This is a genomic window from Sphingobacterium sp. 18053, assembly GCF_902706145.1.
GTDB classification, from domain to species: Bacteria; Bacteroidota; Bacteroidia; order Sphingobacteriales; family Sphingobacteriaceae; genus Sphingobacterium; species Sphingobacterium paramultivorum.
The window spans coordinates 1-21,576 of sequence record NZ_CACSJW010000009.1; the positions used below are offsets into that span (position 1 = coordinate 1).

At 38.8% G+C, this 21,576-nt stretch carries 17 protein-coding genes and 1 rRNA gene; 9 read left to right on the top strand and 9 right to left on the bottom strand.

Features of this window, described 5'->3' with window-relative positions; all coding sequences use genetic code 11:
* Window positions 1-43 precede the first annotated feature (43 nt).
* From rrf to GVK91_RS20275, 3 genes are all read left to right on the top strand, one after another.
* Window positions 44-155 (top strand): 5S ribosomal RNA (gene rrf / locus GVK91_RS20265).
* A 139-nt stretch (window positions 156-294) separates the two neighbouring features.
* Window positions 295-1,086 carry a hypothetical protein gene (locus tag GVK91_RS20270; RefSeq protein WP_159731094.1) on the top strand — a complete coding sequence of 264 codons (792 nt, stop codon included), beginning with the start codon at window positions 295-297 and terminating at the stop codon, window positions 1,084-1,086.
* 16 nt (window positions 1,087-1,102) lie between these two features.
* Window positions 1,103-2,044 carry a TIGR01212 family radical SAM protein gene (locus GVK91_RS20275; RefSeq protein ID WP_120333202.1) on the top strand — a complete coding sequence of 314 codons (942 nt, stop codon included), beginning with the start codon at window positions 1,103-1,105 and terminating at the stop codon, window positions 2,042-2,044.
* Between the two features lie 150 nt (window positions 2,045-2,194).
* On the opposite strand, the gene GVK91_RS20280 is transcribed toward GVK91_RS20275, so the two are convergent.
* Together GVK91_RS20280 and GVK91_RS20285 are read right to left on the bottom strand one after the other, a co-directional pair.
* Entirely contained in the window at window positions 2,195-2,662 is a 468-nt protein-coding gene (locus GVK91_RS20280; protein ID WP_159731096.1) for a nucleoside triphosphate pyrophosphohydrolase family protein, read from the bottom strand.
* A gap of 94 nt (window positions 2,663-2,756) precedes the next feature.
* Complete coding sequence (locus GVK91_RS20285; RefSeq protein ID WP_159731098.1) at window positions 2,757-4,448, bottom strand: pseudouridine synthase; 1,692 nt, start codon at window positions 4,446-4,448, stop codon at window positions 2,757-2,759.
* Between the two features lie 242 nt (window positions 4,449-4,690).
* Between GVK91_RS20285 and GVK91_RS20290 the strand changes: the two genes are divergently transcribed.
* Entirely contained in the window at window positions 4,691-5,503 is an 813-nt protein-coding gene (locus tag GVK91_RS20290; RefSeq protein WP_153847293.1) for a lytic transglycosylase domain-containing protein, read from the top strand.
* Window positions 5,504-5,613: 110 nt separating this feature from the next.
* Here the strand turns inward: GVK91_RS20290 and GVK91_RS20295 are convergent, their stop codons facing one another.
* Together GVK91_RS20295 and GVK91_RS20300 are read right to left on the bottom strand one after the other, a co-directional pair.
* Entirely contained in the window at window positions 5,614-6,267 is a 654-nt protein-coding gene (locus GVK91_RS20295; RefSeq protein ID WP_153847292.1) for an outer membrane lipoprotein carrier protein LolA, read from the bottom strand.
* Window position 6,268: 1 nt separating this feature from the next.
* Window positions 6,269-9,004 (bottom strand): DNA translocase FtsK, encoded by a 2,736-nt coding sequence (locus GVK91_RS20300; RefSeq protein WP_153847291.1) that lies wholly within the window; start codon window positions 9,002-9,004, stop codon window positions 6,269-6,271.
* A 272-nt stretch (window positions 9,005-9,276) separates the two neighbouring features.
* Between GVK91_RS20300 and GVK91_RS20305 the strand changes: the two genes are divergently transcribed.
* On the top strand, window positions 9,277-9,786 hold the full coding sequence (locus GVK91_RS20305) for a GNAT family N-acetyltransferase (protein WP_120333207.1): 510 nt from the start codon (window positions 9,277-9,279) through the stop codon (window positions 9,784-9,786).
* A 121-nt stretch (window positions 9,787-9,907) separates the two neighbouring features.
* On the opposite strand, the gene tyrS is transcribed toward GVK91_RS20305, so the two are convergent.
* A complete protein-coding gene (gene tyrS, locus GVK91_RS20310) occupies window positions 9,908-11,191 on the bottom strand; it encodes a tyrosine--tRNA ligase (protein ID WP_153847290.1) in 1,284 nt (427 codons plus the stop codon).
* 103 nt (window positions 11,192-11,294) lie between these two features.
* On the opposite strand from tyrS, the gene GVK91_RS20315 reads away from it, so the two are divergent.
* Both GVK91_RS20315 and GVK91_RS20320 read left to right on the top strand, forming a co-directional pair.
* Complete coding sequence (locus tag GVK91_RS20315; RefSeq protein ID WP_153847289.1) at window positions 11,295-11,978, top strand: hypothetical protein; 684 nt, start codon at window positions 11,295-11,297, stop codon at window positions 11,976-11,978.
* 80 nt (window positions 11,979-12,058) lie between these two features.
* Window positions 12,059-13,753: an amino acid permease gene (locus tag GVK91_RS20320; RefSeq protein ID WP_159731100.1), complete on the top strand. Its 1,695-nt coding sequence runs from the start codon at window positions 12,059-12,061 to the stop codon at window positions 13,751-13,753.
* 88 nt (window positions 13,754-13,841) lie between these two features.
* On the opposite strand, the gene rlmF is transcribed toward GVK91_RS20320, so the two are convergent.
* Window positions 13,842-14,753 (bottom strand): 23S rRNA (adenine(1618)-N(6))-methyltransferase RlmF, encoded by a 912-nt coding sequence (gene rlmF / locus GVK91_RS20325; RefSeq protein ID WP_153847287.1) that lies wholly within the window; start codon window positions 14,751-14,753, stop codon window positions 13,842-13,844.
* Between the two features lie 77 nt (window positions 14,754-14,830).
* Complete coding sequence (locus GVK91_RS20330; RefSeq protein ID WP_153847286.1) at window positions 14,831-16,777, bottom strand: KUP/HAK/KT family potassium transporter; 1,947 nt, start codon at window positions 16,775-16,777, stop codon at window positions 14,831-14,833.
* 259 nt (window positions 16,778-17,036) lie between these two features.
* Here GVK91_RS20330 and GVK91_RS20335 point away from each other — a divergent pair, with 259 nt between their 5' ends.
* The gene (locus tag GVK91_RS20335) at window positions 17,037-17,471 is read left to right on the top strand and encodes a T9SS type A sorting domain-containing protein (RefSeq protein WP_153847285.1); all 435 of its coding nucleotides are present in this window, start codon (window positions 17,037-17,039) and stop codon (window positions 17,469-17,471) included.
* 116 nt (window positions 17,472-17,587) lie between these two features.
* On the opposite strand, the gene ispG is transcribed toward GVK91_RS20335, so the two are convergent.
* Window positions 17,588-19,597, bottom strand: a complete 2,010-nt coding sequence (gene ispG / locus GVK91_RS20340) for a (E)-4-hydroxy-3-methylbut-2-enyl-diphosphate synthase (RefSeq protein ID WP_200845670.1) — start codon at window positions 19,595-19,597, stop codon at window positions 17,588-17,590.
* 45 nt (window positions 19,598-19,642) lie between these two features.
* The gene (locus GVK91_RS20345; RefSeq protein WP_075994184.1) at window positions 19,643-20,590 is read right to left on the bottom strand and encodes a DUF5668 domain-containing protein; all 948 of its coding nucleotides are present in this window, start codon (window positions 20,588-20,590) and stop codon (window positions 19,643-19,645) included.
* Between the two features lie 246 nt (window positions 20,591-20,836).
* On the opposite strand from GVK91_RS20345, the gene GVK91_RS20350 reads away from it, so the two are divergent.
* Window positions 20,837-21,571 (top strand): ABC transporter permease, encoded by a 735-nt coding sequence (locus GVK91_RS20350; RefSeq protein ID WP_046671950.1) that lies wholly within the window; start codon window positions 20,837-20,839, stop codon window positions 21,569-21,571.
* The last annotated feature ends 5 nt before the right edge of the window (window positions 21,572-21,576 follow it).

Below are 21,576 nucleotides of genomic sequence, written 5' to 3' on the forward strand. Positions count from 1 at the left end.
GAATAAGATGATATGAATATCATAGATCAGCCAATAAAGATTTTTAGGTGCCTATATCGGCGGTGTCTACCTCTTCCCATTCCGAACAGAGCAGTCAAGCCCGCCAGAGCCGATGGTATTGCCGTAACAGGTGGGAGAGTAGGTCGGTGCCTTTTTTTACACGGAAGCCCTTGCTGGAAACAGTCAAGGGCTTCTTTCGTTTAAGTACTTCCATGTGAAGCAGCATCTCGCCTGTTCTAGAACTCCCGTATCTAGGTTTTTTGTATATTGCTGTAAATATTACTTACTGGCCATATGAGAAATTGTTTGATCATCGTCTGCCTTCTCTTGTTTAATTTGAGATCAGGTATTTGCCAAGACGGACAGGATTACATTTTTGTTTCTTACGAAAACTATCTTCCAACCCCCAAGATAGGTATTGTTGATTTTTATAGGCAGTTAAATGAAAAATGGAAACGTGATAAGAATATGCTTAATGATGAAGGACATGTGGGATTCGAGGTTAGTAAGGATAGCACTGTCAGAGTTGTTTCTAGCAATTTTGGCCATGTAGATAAGACTGAAGAAATGAATCAAAAATTTTCATCCATATCAAAGTGGATACCGGCAAATAAAGATGGTAGATCGACCAATATAGCTCGCCAGTATATCATTAATCTTGGGGAAAGATCTTCTATAGGGGAATTGGGGACATATACAGGGAGTAGGGATACAATGGTCGTCATCGATCCTGGTCATATCCAATTTATTGGCGGTAAATGGTTGAATGCACTGTATTATAAAACACTTGATTATTTTTATACAAATGGCAGACTAAAAAAAATTGAGATATTAGTTTCAAGAAATAGGAATAGGTTTTATAGCTATTTGTCATTTAAAGAATTTGAACAATTTTTCGTATTCTATTACGGTTTACCTACTTATTATGATAATTCCCCCAATTTAGCCATTAAAAGAAATTACTTCGATTTGGAGAAAACAGTTAAGGATAGTTCGTATAAATTATCTTGGGAAGATTTTCGTGATGGCCATATCAGTTTAACATTTGATCCTGAGAAAGTAATGGTCACATATGATTTTTATTGAGTAACTTTGCAGCGCAATGGGTACATTATTGGACAACGGAATTAAACCGTATAATCATTACGGGGCTTATTTAAAGCAAAAGTATAACGGACAGAAAGTGTTTAAAGTGATTGTGGATGGTAATTTTACTTGTCCCAATCGTGATGGTAGTAAGGGTTATGGTGGTTGTACTTACTGTAATGTAGATTCTTTTACACCGGATACTGCCCGGAAAATTCCTTCGATACGGGAGCAGGTGGAATCGGGTATTGAAAGAGCACGTAATAGCTATGGCGCCGAGAAGTTTATTATTTATTTCCAACCAAATACAAATACATATGCGCCGACTCATCTACTGAAAATGATGTATGATGAGGCCTTAAGTATTGATCCTGAAAATACTTTGGGGCTTTCTGTTGGCACACGTCCTGATTGTTTGGATTTTGAAAAGATTGCATTGTTGGAGTCTTATACAGATCGTTACGATGTGGATTTGGAAATGGGTATGGAATCTATCTACAACGATACATTGGAGCAGATCAATAGAGGCTGTTCTCACGACGAATTTGTTCAGGCCATGGATATGCTGAAAGATACCCCTTTGGAGCTTTGTGTGCATACAATCTTTGGCTTCCCATGGGAATCTGAAGAAATGATGTTGAAATATGCAGATGAAATCAACCGGTTTCCACAGATTAAATTTGTGAAGTTGCATCACCTACATATTGTAGAGGGATCTATTATGGGGGTTAAGTTCAAACGTGAGCCCTTTGAACTTTTTTCGATGGAAGGTTACACCGAGTTCTTAGCGAAGTTTATTCCTCGATTGCGTCCTGATCTGATCATTCAACGTATTTTCGGGATTGCAGATAAAGAATTGTTAATTGCCCCGAACTGGGGCTTACCGAAATCAGGTATTCAAACATACATCGATAAGGGATTGGAAGCGCGTCAGGTCGTGCAGGGAAGTCTTTTTTAGTCGCCCCTAATATTTTCTACTCTTTTGATAGATCATTGTATGCTATCGCGTTTAATGAATATATTTCGCCCTATAAAAACAGCAAAGGCTTCTCTAAAGAAGCCTTTGCTGTTTACCTGCAAAAAATAGCGTACGATCACCATCTTTTATTTAGCCTTCAATAATCGTTTTTAGATCGGCTGGAGAATAATTGATAGATTTTAACGTTTTATTGTCGGCTGTTCTGAATACCAGAAATTTGCCATCAACTTCTTTATAATAGGATTCTACACCTTTTAATTTATAGTGCTCCTGTGTAGCGATGGCTTCTGCTTCGTCTTTACATGCCTTGCTCATATTGGAACGTTGAACTTCATCAAAAAGAGCGGAGAATTTATCTTTTAAACCAAATTCTAATACCGCTCCAGCAAGTACATATTGAATGTCACATAGTGCGTCTGCAATCTCTACCAAATCCTTATCCTGGATGGCTTCTTCTAATTCTTTTAATTCCTCAGCGATCAATGATACCCGTAAGGCACATCTTTGTTCAGATGGAATAGTAGGGGTGTCTAGGATTGGATGTTGGAATGTTTTATGGAATTCCGCAACGGATGAAAGTGTTTTCGGATCAGTCATATTCTTTGTTGTTTTATTTGAAAGAGCAAATATAAAAAATAAAGGACGGTTAACTGAATGACCGTCCTTTATTTTTATTTATCTTCTTAAGCGATTAAATCAGGTGCTTTAATTGCACGATTTCACGCTCCTCTAAATATCTCCAACGGCCACGTGGAAGATCTTTTTTCGTTAGGTTTGCATAAACCACGCGGTCCAATTTAACGACTTCATATCCTAGTGACTCAAAAATACGACGTACGATACGATTTTTTCCCGAGTGGATTTGGATGCCAACTTCACGTTTTGATCCACCTTGGACATAGCTCAAGTCATCGGGTTTGATTACACCATCTTCTAATTCGATACCAAAGTTGATTTTGTTAAAATCGCCTTGTGTAAGGCTTTTGTTTAACTCGACATTATAGATTTTGCTGATGCTGTTGCGCGGGTGTGAAAGTTTTTCAGCAAGACTACCATCATTTGTCATTAAAAGTAGCCCCGTTGTGTTTCTGTCAAGACGACCAACAGGATAGATTCTTTCTTTTGTCGCTTTAGAAACTAGTTCCATTACGGTATGACGCTCCTGAGGATCATCTGTAGTCGTGATATAATCTTTTGGTTTGTTCAACAAAACATAAACATTTTTTTCACGTTTTAATCGTTCGTTATTGTAACGGATTTCATCTGTTGCAGGATCTACCTTAGTACCCAATTCTGTAACAGGTTCTCCATTTACCCAAATGACACCAGCAGTGATAAGCTCATCAGCTTTACGTCTTGAACAAATACCAGCATTGGCGATGTAACGATTTAAACGAACTAAGCCGTCATCCTCTGCATCCTCTGCTTTTTTCTTTGGACGTTTAATATATTGTTTATCACCAAAGTTTTTGTTGTCATCAAAATTTCTACTTCTTTCGCCATCAAACTTTCTGTTAGAAGGTCTTGAAGAGTCATTTCTGTCTGAACGTTTGAAGCTATCTTTTTTATCGGAAGAACGTTCTGATCTATCAAAAGATCTTGGAGAATCACTTCTGTCTGAACGTTTGAAATTATCTTTTTTATCGAAAGAACGTTCTGAACGGTCAAAAGATCTTGTGGAATCATTTCTGTCTGTACGTTTGAAGTTATCCTTTTTATCGAAAGAACGCTCTGAACGGTCAAAAGATCTTGTGGAATCATTTCTATCTGTACGTTTGAAGTTATCCTTTTTATCGAAAGAACGCTCTGAACGGTCAAAAGATCTTGAAGAGTCATTTCTATCTGAACGTTTGAAGTTATCTTTTTTGTCAAAAGAACGCTCTGAACGGTCAAAAGATCTTGAAGAGTCATTTCTATCTGAACGTTTGAAACTATCTCTTTTATCAAAAGAACGTTCTGAACGGTCAAAAGATCTTGAAGAGTCATTTCTATCGGAACGTTTGAAGTTATCTTTTTTGTCAAAAGAACGTTCTGATCTATCAAATTTATTGAAGGAATCTTTTTTGTCAAAAGATCTTGAAGAATCATTTTTATCAAATGAACGGCTTCCTCTACCAAAGGATTTTTCTGAATTATCTTTTGAACGAAAGGAATTGTTCTCTCCTCGGAAGGGAGGTTTGTCTGAGAATTTTTTAGATCCGAATGATCTGTTCTCACGATTATCATCTTTTCTGAAAGAGCCTCTTTCAGATTGGTCATTTGACCCATATGATTTTTTTCCGAAACTATTATTATTATCGCCTCTAGATTTGAAGCTATCTGAGTTGCCTCGTGACTTTCTGGAGTTGTCATCACGACTGTTCCTTTTATTGCTGAATGGCATTGTGTTTTGCTAAAATGTGAACCACAAAGTTAGGTATAATTTTGGGTTTTGCGAAAAAATCCTTATCTTTTTGTCTTTTCTTGAATTTACTGCGTTTTTACGCTAAAAAAGCCGCTTTAAATTGTCTGTATTGTAACTATTTGTTTTTTAAATAAATAGTGTTTACCTTTGTACCCTTGAATTTGAACCAAGCTATTTTTTGATCGATTAGAGTCGTGGATAGGATAGCATTAAGGGAGTGAATGATAAGAAAGAAAGTTTTATGTAGTAGTTTGATTTTGTTTGCTTTATTGCTGTCAAAATTATACTCAACCCCACACAACAACGCTTCAAACGGCGATAAGATCGTTGAACCGAAGCTCGTAGTAGTTCCCGCTCATCATGGGGACGAAGAAGAAAAAAAAGAAAAAAGCAATTCGTTTGAATCTTATATGAATTCATTGACATTTGCCGAAGATTCATTACCGATGGATCGTCCGCTTGTGGAAAGTAAATTGCGCAAATTTTTCAATCGATTCTCGTTTAAAAAAACAGGATCATACGATATGCACAAAAAGGCAGAGACCTATTTGCCTATGATTGCAAAGATCCTTAAATCACATGGTATTCCGGAAGATTTTAAGTATATCCCCTTAGTGGAAAGCGGGCTTAGTAAAGCTGTTGTTTCATCTAAGGGAGCTGGTGGTTATTGGCAGTTTATGCCGGCAACAGCGCGATTGTATGGATTGAAAGTCAATAGTACAGTAGATGACCGGAAAGATCTTGTCAAATCTACACATGCTGCTGCCAGATACCTGAAATACCTGTATGCCCAATTTGGAAACTGGACCTTGGTAGCTGCAGCATATAATGTCGGTGATGGTAGTTTAAGAGGTTCTATAAGAAGACAAAAAAAGGACGACTATTTTGCATTGAAATTGAATAATGAAACGGGTTCGTATGTTTACAAACTTGTTTCTATGAAGGAAATTATCGAACATCCGCAAAAGCATGGTTATTCGCGTTATGCAAACAAAGAAAGCGAGACGTTGGATAAAGAACCTAATATGCTATAAAATTGCGCAAAGTACAATAACGATTAAAGTACCATAAAAAAGGCTTTCCAATACTGGAAAGCCTTTTTTATGGTACTGCGTTTAATCAGTGTTATAGCGTCGGTAGATTTTTATCTTAAATCGACGATTTCAAAACCTTTGTAATCATTTTTGTTGAATGCGAATAGATTAGCTGAAAAGCCCTTATTGCCCTCTTGCGAAGCTAATGTATAGGTATAGCGATTACCACTTTTATCAAAAACGGTCGTGTCATAGATCAGGTTGCTTGCCTTATTGATACGTAGCTTTATCTTTGAATAGTTTTTTTTGCTATCGAGCGGACTTAATTCAACGACACTTAGCGTAAGCCCCTTTACCTTTTCAGTATTGGTCAAGGTATATTTAAAACCGCTGGTGTAGAAGCTGAATATGTTTGTTGGATTGATCTCGTTGGTCGAATTGCTTGCTTCTGAGATTTCAACTTCCTTTTCTGTTTTCATGATATTCCACTGTGTCTTGGAATCCGATATCAATACTTGATTTTTGGTATTGACCTGGTACTTGTTGTTACTCTTGTCCAGGTATATTGTTCCAGCGTCAGTATGTGAGCCACCATTAGCTTGTTTAATATCTAATGAGAAGTTGGCCTGTATTGTTTTGTATGCACTGTACTTTTGGCTTACTTTCGTCAGTAATGCTTTAGCAGCGGCATCATTTTGTGCATAACTGTTTTGGCTGTATGCAATAATTAGCAAACCTACCATAAACCACAATTGTTTTTTCATCTTAGTTGTCCTTTCTTAACGTCTCCAAAAATTGTTCTAATGAATACTCATCTGGATAAAGTACCTCGCGGGCCTTACTTCCTTCAAATGGACCTACAATTCCAGCAGCTTCCAATTGATCGATGATTCGTCCTGCTCTGTTATAACCCAATTTTAATTTACGTTGGATTAATGAAGTAGAGCCTTGCTGATGCATGACAATCAATCGGGCAGCTTCTTCGAACAACTGATCGCGGTCTTTGGGATCAAAATCCACACTACCAGAACCATCTCCGTTTTCGTCTACGTATTCCGGAAGCATAAATGCCGAAGGGTAGCCTCGTTGTGCACCGATATAGTCGGAAATTTGTTCAACCTCTGGAGTATCAACAAAAGCACACTGAATACGTATCAAATCACTTCCAGTCGCTAGAAGCATGTCACCTCGACCGATCAACTGATCTGCCCCGCCTGTATCTAGAATGGTCCGTGAATCGACTTTCGATAATACACGGAATGCAAGACGTGCAGGGAAGTTGGCCTTGATTGTACCGGTAATGATATTGACAGAAGGACGTTGGGTTGCAATAACCAAGTGAATCCCTACCGCGCGGGCCAATTGTGCCAATCGTGCAATCGGTGTTTCGACCTCTTTTCCTGCTGTCATCATTAAGTCGGCAAACTCATCAACAATAAGAACGATATATGGTAAGAATCGATGACCCTCCTCAGGGTTTAATCTGCGATTGATAAATTTTGCATTATATTCCTTTAAATTCCGTACCTGCGCATTTTTTAACAAATCATAACGTTGATCCATTTCTATACACAGAGAATTTAAGGTGTTGATTACCTTCTTCGTATCGGTGATAATTGCATCTCCGTCGTCAGGCAATTTTGCGAGGAAGTGGCGCTCTACTTTTTTGAATAGAGAAAGTTCCACCTTCTTAGGGTCAACAAGGACAAATTTTAGTTCGGCCGGATGCTTTTTATACAGTAAGGAGGTCAGAATGGCGTTGATACCTACTGATTTACCTTGTCCGGTAGCCCCTGCAACTAGAAGGTGAGGCATTTTAGCTAAATCGGCAATATAGACTTCATTAGAAATCGTTTTACCTAAAGCAATTGGGAGATCCATGTCTGTTTTCTGAAACTTCTCCGTAGCAAGTACAGATCGCATGGATACCATTTCCGGACTGGAGTTTGGCACCTCAATACCGATCGTTCCCTTTCCTGGCATAGGTGCAATAATACGTATACCCAATGCCGCAAGACTTAAGGCAATGTCATCTTCCAGATTTTTGATTTTTGAAATCCGTACACCTGGTTTTGGTATAATTTCATACAAAGTTACCGTTGGACCTATAGTTGCTTTGATACTTTCGATCTCGATGCTATAGTTTCTTAGTGTATCAACAATCCTGTTTTTGTTCGCTTCGAGTTCCTGTTGATTGATGGTAATTTTACCACCACCATAGTCCTTCAATAAATCCAATGTCGGATGTTGGTAGCCAGAAAGGTCCAATTTTGGGTCATATTGTCCGAATTGGGCCACAAGGTCACTAGCAGTGATTTCTTTTTCCTCTTTGATATCTTCAACCACCAGACCAGGTACTGCATCGGGTTCAATGGCAGCTTCTAGCTCTTGTTGAGGTTCTGCTTCGATTTTCGGTGCTTGATATTCCCGGATTAGCGGTAAGTCTTCCGCTCCAAATTCTTCATTCGGCTGATCAATTGTAAAACTGATTGAAGGCGTATTATCTGTTCGTTCCAGCGGACTGTCGTCGAATGAGAGCACCACTTTGTCTTTCGGATCAATTTGTACTTCAGGTACGGGGTGATGTGTAAAGGCAGGGCGCTGAAGTTCTTCCTGTAAATCTTTTTCACGAGCAGATTGAAATCGCTCATTGATTGATGTTGGCCGTTGAATAGATTCCCGTACAGATTGGATGGAATCATCTTCAATATGAATTTTGTTTCTTAGATTGTGTGGAGCGTATTCATCCTCATCCTCTTCGTCCAAATCTTCGGAGAATGACTTGGATTTTCTGTTACTGAATAGGACAAATTTAAAATCGAGGTTGTAAAGTAAGATTAATGTTGTCAGGTAGGCAAAAGCCAATATACAGCCTACGCCGACAATGCCAACTTGTGCTTCCAGTAATTTATTAGTCCAAAAACCAAATTTCCCCTCAAGCATATGCGGTGTATCGGCCATAAATCCATGGAGGAAGCCTAATGTTACCGAGATAAAAACGATTGCAACAAAAGAATAGACTACAGTACGGTATAATGGAAGCAATGATTTCTTGAACAACAAGCGATATCCTAAAATGAATAATACCGGGATAAAAAGAAAAGATGCGACGCCAAACCATTCGTACATGAATTGGTTGGCAAGTAATGCGCCAAATTTCCCTAGTTTATTATCGACAACGGGTAGATCAACAGCTTCATCATGAATTTCTTCTGTAGATCTGAATAATGTCGACCATCCGCCATTGGTTTTTGCGATATAACTTTGATCGTCTTCCCAAGTGAATAGGTAGGAGACGAAAGCTGTAGCAAATGCCAATGAAAGCAAGATCAATAAAATCCCTAATATCTTGACAGCCTTCTGCTGTGCATCGGAATAATCTCTTGGTACACTGTTTTTTTGACTTTTTTCTTTTTTAAATGTTGTTGATTCCTTTTGAGGGGCACGTTTGCCGGAAACCGAATTCCCTGTCTGCCTAAATGTATTTCCTTTGTTTGACATTGAAAAGCTCACAATTATACTGCTTACAAACTTAGTTATTTTGATAGTATTTTAAAGATGCTGATGGCCTATTATTTTAAGTTTGTCGTTTTTTATGAATGAATAAATTTAGATGTAGCTAAAAAGCTTGATAGCTATAATGACTAGCAAATACTATGCCCTGCAAATAGGTTTGATCAAAGAATGTGCATATCTATACAGATTGCTGTTTTGGTGTATTCTTTGGAGTTGCTGTAAAATATGTAGTTTTACGAATAAAAATAACAGATAGGATGAACAAGTTTGAAATACGAAAAGCTACATTGGCTGATAAAGGACGGATTTGGGAAATTATACAACAAGCAATTGCCCTCAGGAAAGAACAAGGGAGCCGACAATGGCAAGATGGTTATCCGAATGAAGATGTTGTGCAGTCGGATATTGATAAGGGCTACGGGCATGTCGTTGAAGTGGAGCATAGGATTGTAGGTTATGTTGCTATTATTTTTGATGTCGAACCTGCTTATAATGATATTGACGGAAAATGGTTAAGTGATGGTCCTTATGTCGGTATACACCGATTGGCCTCGGCGCAGGATCCGCATATGAAAGGTGTGGGAACGGGAATCATGTCTGGGGTGGAGAAGATCGCGGTTGATCATGGGGTTTATAGTATTAAGGTGGATACTAATTTTGACAATGGAGGAATGTTGCATGTGTTCGAAAAGCTGGGGTATCAATATTGTGGGGAGGTACATTTTAGAGGAGCGTCGCGTAAGGCATTTGAAAAACTATTAAAATAACCGGACCGATTTTTTTAGCGGTGCAAGAATAGCTTTGGATTGTATAAAAAAGTCCCTTTTGATTTAATCAAAAGGGACTTTTTTATACTTATGGATTATTAAATCAGGATATTGCTGATCATTAATCTACGATAATCAGGTAGTAATTCTTTTTACCGCGTTGTGCAACAATATATTTATTGTTTACAAGGTGATTTTCCGTAACTGACTCTTCTATATCAGTTGCTTTTTCTCGGTTGATAGAAACTCCGCCGCCCTGAAGCATTTTGCGGGCTTCACCTTTGGAAGGGAATACTTGTGTCTGAACAGCCAGTAAATCAAGAATATTGATGCCTGCTGCAAGGTCTGCTTTAGCGACCTGAAACTGAGGGATGCCTTCAAATACCTCTAAAACAGCCTCGTGGTCTAAGTTGTTCAAAAATTCTAAAGAACCATTACCAAAAAGAAATTCAGAAGTTTTGATCGCAGTTTCGTATGCTTCTTCGGAGTGGGTACGAATGGTGATATCTTTTGCCAGTGCTTTTTGAACTAAACGTAAGTGTGGCGCTGCATCATGTTCTGCAATAATAGACTCTATTTCGTTCTGAGGTTTGAGCGTGAAAATTTTGATCCAGTTTTTAGCATCATCATCTGACGTATTTAACCAAAATTGGTAATATTTATACGGAGAGGTTTTCTTTGGATCTAACCATACGGCACCAGATTCGGTTTTTCCAAATTTCTGACCATCGGCTTTTTTGATTAATTGCGTAGTGATTGCATAGGCCGTTCCCTGATCTTGGCGACGAATCATTTCACTTCCTGTTACAATGTTACCCCATTGGTCGGACCCACCCATTTGAACTTTACAGTTATGGTGCTTCCAAAGGTAGTAGAAGTCATATCCTTGAATCAATTGATAGGTAAACTCTGTAAATGAAAGACCATTGTCGCCTTCCAGACGTTTTTTTACCGAATCTTTTGACATCATATAGTTAACGGTAATCATTTTACCGATATCACGAATAAAATCCAAAAATTTAAAATCTTTGAACCAGTCGTAATTATTAACCATTTGGGCGTCATTTTCACCTTCTCCAAATTCAAGAAATTTGCCTAACTGTTTTTTCAGACAAGCTACATTATGCTGTAAGGTAGCTTCGTCCAACAAGTTACGCTCTGCAGATTTGAAAGAAGGGTCTCCGATCATTCCTGTCGCTCCTCCAACCAGGGCAACTGGTTTGTGGCCTGCATTTTGGAAGTGAATCAAAGTCATGATCTGCGTCAAGTGTCCTACGTGTAGAGAGTCGCCTGTGGGATCAAAGCCGATATAACCAGCGACTTTTTCTTTATTCAGTAAGTCTTCAGTGCCTGGCATAATATCTTGCAACATGCCTCTCCAACGTAATTCTTCTACAAAGCTCATTGTTAAATGGATTTAATTTTTTAATTTACAAGATGCAAAGATAGGAGATTAAGCGTATATTGAGCGAATAATTCCATATAAAAGCACACGCTAATAAGCTGGTATGAATTTTTTATCACATTTCTATTTTGAGCGGTTTGCAACCAATCCCGAGCGTATTGTGGGTGGATTGTTACCCGATCTATTAAAAAATGCTGATAAATCCTTTATGCTAAAACCACGTCAGTATGAAGATGAGCTTTTGGACAACCCTTTACTCGAGCAATTGTATATAGGTTGGAACCGTCATATCGAGGTAGATCGACTGTTTCACAATTCACCTTATTTTTTTCGTCATACACATCAACTGAAACTAAAAATACAGTCTAGTTTAGCGGGGCTGCCTATCCGGCCCTCCTTTATGGCCCATATCGCGTTGGAGCTATTGCTGGATCATATCCTAACACAAAATAAAGCGGTCTCCATCGATAAATTCTACGCTGCACTAATGCATGTCAATGAAGACGCTGTTCGGAAGTTTTTGAAAATTAATCAACTGAATGATATTCCTAAGTTTGAAAAGTTCTATCATCAGTTCATTGAGTGGGAGTATATTTATGACTATGCACAGGTGGAAAAAATTGCAGGTGCACTTTTTAATATTTGTAAGCGATTGTGGCAATTTGAAGTTTCAGTGGAGCAAAGACAGCTTCTGACAGAACAGCTGATTTCCTATTTATATACGCAGATGACCGATTATCAGGAAATTTACCAGTATATTCAATATGAGCTGGTGGACTTTAATTAGTCTATCAGAAAATACCAATAGTATAAGACCTTGAAAATATTTATTTTCGCATAATTTTAAGTATCAAAAACTAAATTTACATGTCACATAGACTTTTTCGGAAGAAAAGTGTTGATCAGATTCTGCATGACTCTCAAAAAGAGGGTGGAACGGGCCTTGCAAAGGTATTGGGGGTAACAGATCTGGTTTCGTTGGGTATCGCCGCTATTGTAGGGGCCGGAATCTTTAGCACAATTGGATTGGCGAGTTATGAAGGTGGGCCAGCAGTCTCACTTCTCTTCGTTTTTACGGCTTTTGCCTGTGTTTTTACAGCATTGGCCTATGCTCAATTTGCCAGTACAGTTCCTGTTTCAGGATCGGCGTATACGTATGCTTATGTAGCCTTTGGTGAGTTGTTTGCATGGATTATAGGTTGGGCATTGGTCTTAGAGTATGCTGTTTCCAATACGGTTATTGCCATTTCCTGGTCGCAGTATTTTGTTTCGATGTTGGAGGGCTTTGGTCTGCATATACCGGCTTGGTTATCCATGGCACCAGGCTACGCTTATGATGCTGTAGACAAGATGAACCAATATGGCGCGGCTGCCCTTACCGCAATCGACCAACATGGTCTGGATGCTTTTAATAGTGCTCCACGAATTGGAAGTCTACCTATTATTTTCGATTTACCAGCCGGTGTTATTACATTTTTGGTCACTTGGTTGGTTTACATCGGAATCAAAGAGTCCCAGAAAGCCAGTATGGTCATGGTGATGATTAAGGTAGCTATTATCCTGGCTGTAATTTTTGGAGGTATATTTTTCATTAAACCAGAAAATTGGACCCCTTTTGCACCGAATGGTCTCAAAGGCGTACTCGGAAGTGTGGCCGCAGTTTTCTTCGCGTTTATTGGATTCGATTCAATTTCGACGACTGCTGAGGAATGTAAAAATCCGCAGCGCGATCTGCCTAAGGCAATGATCTATTGTTTGTTGATTTGTACTGTACTATATGTTGCCATTACTTTGGTATTGACAGGTATGGTAAACTATACAGAATTAAATGTAAAAGATCCACTTGCTTTTGTTTTTAAATATGTAGGCTTTGACCATATGGCCGGAATTATATCGGTGACCTCTGTGATTGCCATTACCAGTGCCTTGCTGGTGTATCAATTGGCTCAACCAAGAATTTGGATGACTATGAGTCGGGACGGTTTGTTGTGGAAAAAATTCGCGACGATCCACCCAAAATATAAAACACCTTCTTTTGCGACTATTATAACGGGTTTGGTGGTTGCTATCCCTTCGTTATTTTTTAAAATGGACTTCTTTGTGGATCTAACGAGCGTGGGTACCTTTTTTGCCTTCATCCTTGTTTGTGCAGGTGTATTGTATATGGATTATTCGGGCTTATCTGCAAAATCCAAATTTAAAGTTCCTTACATCAACGGTAAATATTTAGTTGGTGCGGGACTACTGATCGCTATTGTGTTCATTTTTATCTATGGGCAAGAGACGATACAAGAGTGGAAATCGCTTTCCATCCTTGAAATTATAGAACATAAAATGTTGGTCATTATATTTTGGTTAACCTGGCTTGGATTGAGTATTTATAGCTTTAAAATGAACTTTTCGCTATTGCCTGTCGTTGGTATCCTGATCAATCTGTATTTGATGACGGAATTGGGGGCAAGTAACTGGATAATATTTGTGATCTGGCTCGTAATTGGATTGGCTGTATATTTTATGTATGGCTATAAACATTCAAAGTTAAATAAACAGGCGCAAGTATAGTATACGAGAAGCGTCGTACAATAATGGATCAAAGAAAAGGAGCTATCTGATAAAAGATAGCTCCTTTTCTTTGAATATCAGGGACGTATTAGAATCTCCATAAAAGGATTCGGCTTACCTTATTGCCTTGTTCCATGCGGATCACCTCGGTCTCTTTTACATTTATTTTCTTTAGTTTGTGTTGTAGAAAGCGAATGTCTTCGCGGTGGGCAACTAATGTTGTGAACCATTTTACTTGATCTTTGTGAAATTGACTTTCAAAGATCATGCGTGACAAGAAAGCTTTTTCACCACCATCACACCACAACTCGCTTCCTTGTCCAGAAAATGCTTGTGTTACAGGTTTTTCGTCTATTTTAGCTTCTTTAATGCCTGTGGTCTTACGGATGGACTGCTGTAAAGCCTCGGTTTGAGAGCTAAAAAATGGGGGATTACAGATCACCACATCATATTTCTCACCTGGCAGAATAATATCTTTGAATATGGCTTTCGGGTTATTTTGTAGACGGATTTGTATGCTCTTTTTTAAGCTCATATTTGTCCGCGTTATCTCGATTGCATTTTTGTATGCGCTCTTGATAATTTCAGATCCTACAAAGCTCCATCCATACTCCTGATGCCCGATGATGGGGTAGATACAATTTGCACCAACACCGATGTCGAGTATATGGATATTTCCACCTTTTGGAATCTCACCATTATTATCCCTTGCAAGCACGTCTGCGATATAATGAATATAATCTGCTCGGCCCGGAATAGGGGGGCAAAGATTCTCTTTGGGAATATCCCAGTGTTGAATGTGGTAATATTTTTTTAGAAGCGCCTTGTTTAACGTTTTAACGGCATCGGGATTGTTAAAATCGATGGATTTTACTTTATAAGCATTTTCTATAACAAAATCTTTGAGCGAAGGTTCGACTTTGCTCAATTCTTCAAAATTGTAGTTATCGAGATGTCTATTTCTAGGGTGTAATTTCTTTTTTGGATTAGCGTCTGCCATGATGTATTATTTGCAACAAAAGTAATGCAATTCTATTGAATAAAAAAGGTGATGCCTGAGCATCACCTTGAGGAGTATTAATCTTTCCGTATGAGATGGACCTCTGAAGTCTGTGGAAAATTGAGTGGAACCCGTTCAATTGTAACAAAGCTGGAATCTAAACCGAAACCTTTTTCTTCGGACAGACTCATTTTTTTGAGGTAACCATAGATGTCCATAATTACCTTTTCTATCCATGTCATTTGGTTGGTTTTGGAGAGTACTTTTTCCAAAACAACAAACTTAAAGTCACCTGGAATATTGTGTTTACGTAAGGTGTCGTATTGACTGGTAATATCAATTTCACCTTTTTTTACCATTTCCTCAACTACTTTTCTGAACAGCAGGCTGATGCGCTGTTCTTCTCTAAAGCCAAGTTTAAAATCAACCCGTATTAACTTACCCGGAATAAGCTGATCGATCGAATATTCTTTTGTATGTGGATGATCCATTACATCAACGTGGACCAGCCAATATACATCCGCACGCTTTGGTTTTTTATTAATAATTGAATAAATAATTTTAGCCTCTATCTCGGATTTGAAATTTGCACTTGTCAGATATACCAAATGTGATGCATATGGGGGAACCGATTTGTCCTCACTCAATTCGGAGATAATTGGGTAGTATTTATTGATATTGATGAAATTAACGAAACGATTTTTAATTTTTCGCGCCGTATACCAGCAATACATTGTTCCAAATAACGCAGTTGCAAGCATAAGGGTTAACCAACCACCATGGGCTATTTTGACACCATTTCCTATTAAGAAAGTTAGTTCAATAACAAAATAAGCGACCAAAAATACCGCAATAAGTACACGGTTGACTTTTTTCATGGCAAGGAAATATCCCATTAGGATCGTGGTCATCAATACCGTTAAGTTGATCGCAAGACCATAGGCTGCATCCATTCGGCTTGATTCTTCAAAAACCCAGATGACGATCATACAGCCGACCCATAAAATTAAATTGATGGATGGTACATACAACTGTCCTTTATGCTCGCTGGGGTAGCGGATAGCGACTTTAGGCCATATATTCAAACGTACTGCTTCCGAAATTAGGGTATAAGATCCGGATATCATGGCTTGGCTGGCGATGACCGCCGCAATCGTCGCGATAGCGATACCGTAACCGATAAACCAATCGGGCATGATTGAATAGAACGGATTTTCACCCCCTAGGACACGTCCTTCCTGTGTTAATAACCAGGCTCCTTGTCCGAAATAATTTAGTATAAGTGTGATTTTTACGTAGATCCAGCTGATGCGGATATTGTTTTTACCACAGTGTCCCATATCCGAATACAATGCTTCAGCTCCGGTAGTACATAGAAATACAGCTCCGATCAATAATAGCGAATGTGGATAGGTAATTAAAATATGGAAAGCATAGTAGGGGTTGATCGCTTTCATCACTTCCGGTGCGAGGTGTAGATGGGATAAACCAATAATACCGATGATAGAGAACCAGATGGTCATTAATGGACCGAAAACCTTTCCTACTACAGATGTTCCAAATCGTTGAATAATAAACAATAAGGAGATAATCGTAACTACAATAGGTACTGTAGGTAATCCTGGGAATTTGAGATCCAAACCTTCAATAGCCGAGGATATTGTGATGGCAGGGGTGATCATTCCGTCTGCTAATAAGGTCGCCGCACCAATCATCGCTGGAAAAATTAACCAAGGGGCACGCTTGCGTACCAATGAATAAAGGGATAGGATACCACCTTCACCTTTATTGTCCGCCCGGAGTGTGATCCAAACATACTTTACTGTTGTCTGGAGAGTCAGTGTCCAAAAAACACAGGATAGTCCGCCCAAAACTAAGTCTTTTTGAATGGCTCCTTGTCCCATGATTGCTTTGAAAACATACAATGGAGAAGTTCCGATATCTCCAAAAACGATTCCTAAACTGATCAATAATCCGGCGAAACTCACCTTATTGATACTGTTGTGATGACTGTTGTCTGCCATTTATCAATTATTTTATTTCAAAATATACTGCAAAAATATACTTTTTGCCTGTACTTTAAGTAGGTACATTTCCTGCGCCAAATTTTAGCATTTACTTTGACATGCGCAAGAGCTGTTAAAATTTGTTAAAAGAAACTTATAATGAATCTATTTGCTGAAAAACTTTTAAACAAAATACTAACTTTGTTGTTGATAATTCAAATAGTTAGCGTTATATTTGATTAAACCGTAACCAGTATTTGAAGTCTAATTTAACACTATGGGGAGAAATCTACTTAAAGCAGCTTGTTTAACACTTTTATCCGCACTGACATTGTGCAGCGGGGTGAGTCGGGTGTATGCAAAGTCTCCTTATGACCATACTATTTCGCAACATATTTGGGACGGCAGTGAGGCATTCGGGGAAGACAATAACATCAAGGACACAGAGAAACTTATCAATAATGTGAAGGTTTTCTATAATCCGATTGCGGAACAAATAAATCTTTCTTTCAAATTGGCAAAATCGTCAAGTGTCTCTATTAAAGTAATGGATGCATTGGGCAATGAGATTCTCCAATTAATGAATGGCAACCTAGACTCAGGAATTCAAAATCTTTCCTTTGAGCATGGCGGAAAATTAACGACAGGGTTTTATTTTGTACGGGTAGTCGCTGGTTCAGAAACTGTGGTGAAAAGATTTTCTGTTCGATAAGGAGGTCTGTTCGATAAGAAGGTAAGATATAATGTAAGTGCATTCGTATACATAAAACAGCAAAGGGAATCATTTGATTCCCTTTGCTGTTTTATGTAAAGCTTCATTTGTTAATTCTAGTCTTGTTGTATTTCTTCGATCCACAGTCCATCATCTTGAATGATCTTGATCAATTCGTCTAAGGCATGTGCGGAACTTACATTTTTCTTAACGATCTGCTGACCTCTATATAGCGTCACCTTATCAGGTCCCGCCCCAACATAACCATAGTCAGCGTCCGCCATTTCTCCAGGGCCATTAACGATACAGCCCATAATACCAATTTTTAAGCCTTTTAAGTGATTGGTGCGGCTTCGGATCATCTGCGTCGTTTCTTGGAGATCAAATAAAGTTCTGCCACAACTTGGGCAGGAAATATATTCTGTCTTGGATATTCTGGATCGTGTTGCTTGTAAGATTCCGAAAGAAAGCGAGGCGATGTTCTCCAATGCTGTTGCCGGAGAGTCAATCCAAATTCCGGAACCCAAACCATCGATTAATAATGCTCCTAGATCAGTAGAGGCGTACAGCTGTATTTTTGAAATAGGTTCTTCGGGATTCATAAAATCACCAATGGGTCCTGAGAAATCTTCTTCCAAATAAGAACGTTTGATAATGACAGGATTATCGATACCGATTTCCTGTAGATTTCGAAAGAACTGTCTTTGATCTGCCATACCGTGGAAATAATCGGTTTCTACTATAAATACGACAGTTTTGTCAAGCTGTAAAGATTCAAACAGTGGGGTTAACAAATCTGAATTACAGATTTTGACCATATTCAGGACTTTATCCTTGTTGTCCGACTTTACGAATTCGTCTAAGGTAAAGAGGGGATGAATATTAGTTTGATCGGTAAGTTTTGACCAGGTGTTATAGTTATATACTTGCTTCAGATTTGCCGGCATCGTAAAGGATGGCAAATTGTCTGCGAGATAGACAAAGTCTACAGACTGCTCACCCATGTGGTATTTATCTAATAGGATATCATAGCGATAGCCAACTTTGGAAAGGATCTGAGCGTCTTTCAGATTTTCTTTAGAAATGTCGACCACAATTCGTGGTACCAAAGAACCACCGATGAAGGTATTTACTTCTTGGCTGGTATAAGGAATATGTGGTGTCTCTGGAGAGAGCTGAACAATCTCTTGTTTGGGTTGAATCGCGATGTTTGCCTTTCTTTTACTATATCTATTGACAAGTGCTATAGCGACTGGAGCTTCCCGTTCAGGCTCTTCGGTTAACGATACACGTACAGTATCACCCAGTCCATCTTCCAAAAGTGTTCCGATACCAACGGCAGATTTTACACGACCATCTTCACCGTCTCCAGCTTCGGTTACACCGAGATGTAGGGGATAGTTCATGTTTTCGGAAACCATTTTTTCGACCAGCAATCGGTAGGCTTTGACCATGACCTGTGGGTTGGATGATTTCATTGAGATACAGAGATTGTAGAAACTCAGATCTTCACACATCCGGATAAACTCCATGGCAGATTCGACCATTCCTTCGGGGGTGTCGCCGTAATGACTCATGATCCTGTCCGACAGTGAGCCATGGTTGGTACCAATACGCATGGCGGTACCATTTTCTTTGCAGATATTTACGAGCGGAGTGAATTTTTGATAGATGCGCTCTAACTCACGCTTGTATTCAGCATCGGTATAAGATAGCTGATCAAACTTTTTCTTGTCTGCATAGTTACCAGGATTGACTCTTACTTTCTCGACGATACGAGCGGCAACCTCGGCAGCATTTGGTGTAAAATGAATATCAGCAACTAAAGGGACCTTATAGCCTCTTCTGCGAAGTTCACTTTTTATGTTAGCTAAATTTTGTGCTTCTTTAATACTGGGAGCGGTAATACGAACGTATTCGCAGCCCGCCTCAACCATTCGAATGGTCTGCTCAACCGAGCCCATCGTATCCATTGTATCTACTGTAGTCATACTTTGAATACGAATGGGATTATCGCCACCCATGGGAATATCACCGATCTGAATTTCCCTCGTTTTCCATCTCGAATAATCTACCTTGGAATTGCAATAGATTCCAGGTAATGTCAACATATTACTTGTGTCCATATCTAACACAAAGTTAGCTTTTCTTGGCTAAAAATTGGCTGTCAATTAATATCTTCTAATTTTTATTGACGCGATGCCACCGTTGATGTCGAAATCGAATTTTTGAGCGGCCGAATCGTAATTCGTCGATTTTACCTCGCCTTCGCTTTTTAGAAAATCGCCCTCATAATCTGTTGAGGATAATGCATTGTCGCTTGTAATGCGGCAGGCAGCATTTTTTGGGATGGAGATTTCAATAGAGGAAGCTCCGGCATCCATCGAAATTTTAGTTGTTGCTAGGGGCTGTCCTAATTTTAGCTTTAGGCTAGTCGCTCCAGCATCAATATCCAATGTTTCTATCTTGTAGGGTGAAAGATCCAACTTGGCATCAATTGCACCTACGTCAAAATTCAGATTCCATAGGATGTTAGGGTTTAAAGCGATAAACGTATTGTTGTTTTTGCTGTTAAAATCCTTGTTTTTGAATTTTCCCTTTAAGTTGATATCTAATTTGTCTGCGGACTCTCCATGTACAGTTACGCCCAGTAAATATTCTTTTGATGTGTTAAATGCCGAGAAGATTTCTGTCGTAGTGCTACTATCATTTCTTAATGAAGTGGCCCCCAAATCGAGGTTTAAGGTAGCGCTATGGATTTTATCGTCCAACGGTACATTGAGTTTTTCTGTTGTATAATTTGTTTTGTCGTTAGGGTCGTCGATATTGATGTTGACACCTTTGCTTTTCAATAATTGTGTTAAAATCGGCTCTTTTGGTGTCGACAGCCCTATGTAAGTCAAAAAACCTAAAATCACTACGGTAGAACCAATGGCGACAAACTGTCCAATCTGTTGGTCTTTGGGTACCAGCATACGAATTCCGGCTAGGACAATAAACAGCGGCCAGTATCTAAAAATACCTACCCAGTTGAAAGAAATCGTGTTGAGCTGTGATAATAATAAGACAACTCCTATAAAGAGAATGGTGATACCAGTTGTTATTCTTCGTGTATTCATAACTAATTCCGTTTGTTAATATGTCTCAAAAGTAAGTCGCTTTGAGAGATACCGTATGAATGTTTAGGCTATTATACATAAAAAATCGGTAAATGTGACTAATTGATCGGTAAGTAATTTCGTTTTTCGTATACTTTTTGGGTTTTTGCTTGTTTATATATTTGTTGGAATTAATTACCTTTAATGGATTGCTTGGTTTAGCATAGCCGTAAAATTGGCGTAATACATTGAAATTAAATAGATAATATGATCTTTCATCACATTGGTGCATATCTCATACTCCTGAAATCAGTTTTTAAAAGACCAGAGAAAGGTCGAATTTATTGGAAGGAAACCGTATTGGCAATGACCGATATTGGTATAGGGTCTTTGGGACTTATCGTTATTATTTCCACCTTCATTGGAGCTGTTATGACCATGCAAATTGCCTTTCAGATGGTTTCCGACTTGATTCCAAATTCTATTATAGGTTCGATCAACCGGGATTCAAATATTTTGGAATTGGGACCAACGATCTCGGGACTAGTCTTAATGGGAAAAATTGGGTCTTCTATATCTTCACAGATCGGATCCATGCGTGTTACAGAGCAAATTGATGCCTTGGAAATTATGGGGATCAATGCCCCTGGTTATTTGATATTACCCAAAATATTGGCGGGTATTACCATGATTCCGATGTTGGTTATTATTTCCATCGTATGCGCCTTAGTGGGCGGTCTGTTGGGCGGGTCACTTTCGGGTGCTGTGACACAGGCGGATTATATTTTAGGAATTCAAGATGGCTTCAACGGTTTCACGGTGACAGTTGCCCTTGTTAAAGCTGTTGTGTTTGGGTTTATTATTACCTCGATATCAGCTTATAAAGGGTATAATGTAAAGGGAGGAGCTTTGGAAGTTGGGCAAGCTAGCACAGAAGCAGTTGTAGTTGGCTGTATAACTATTCTTGCAGCGGATTATGTGATAACCGCATTAATGCTTTAAAAAGA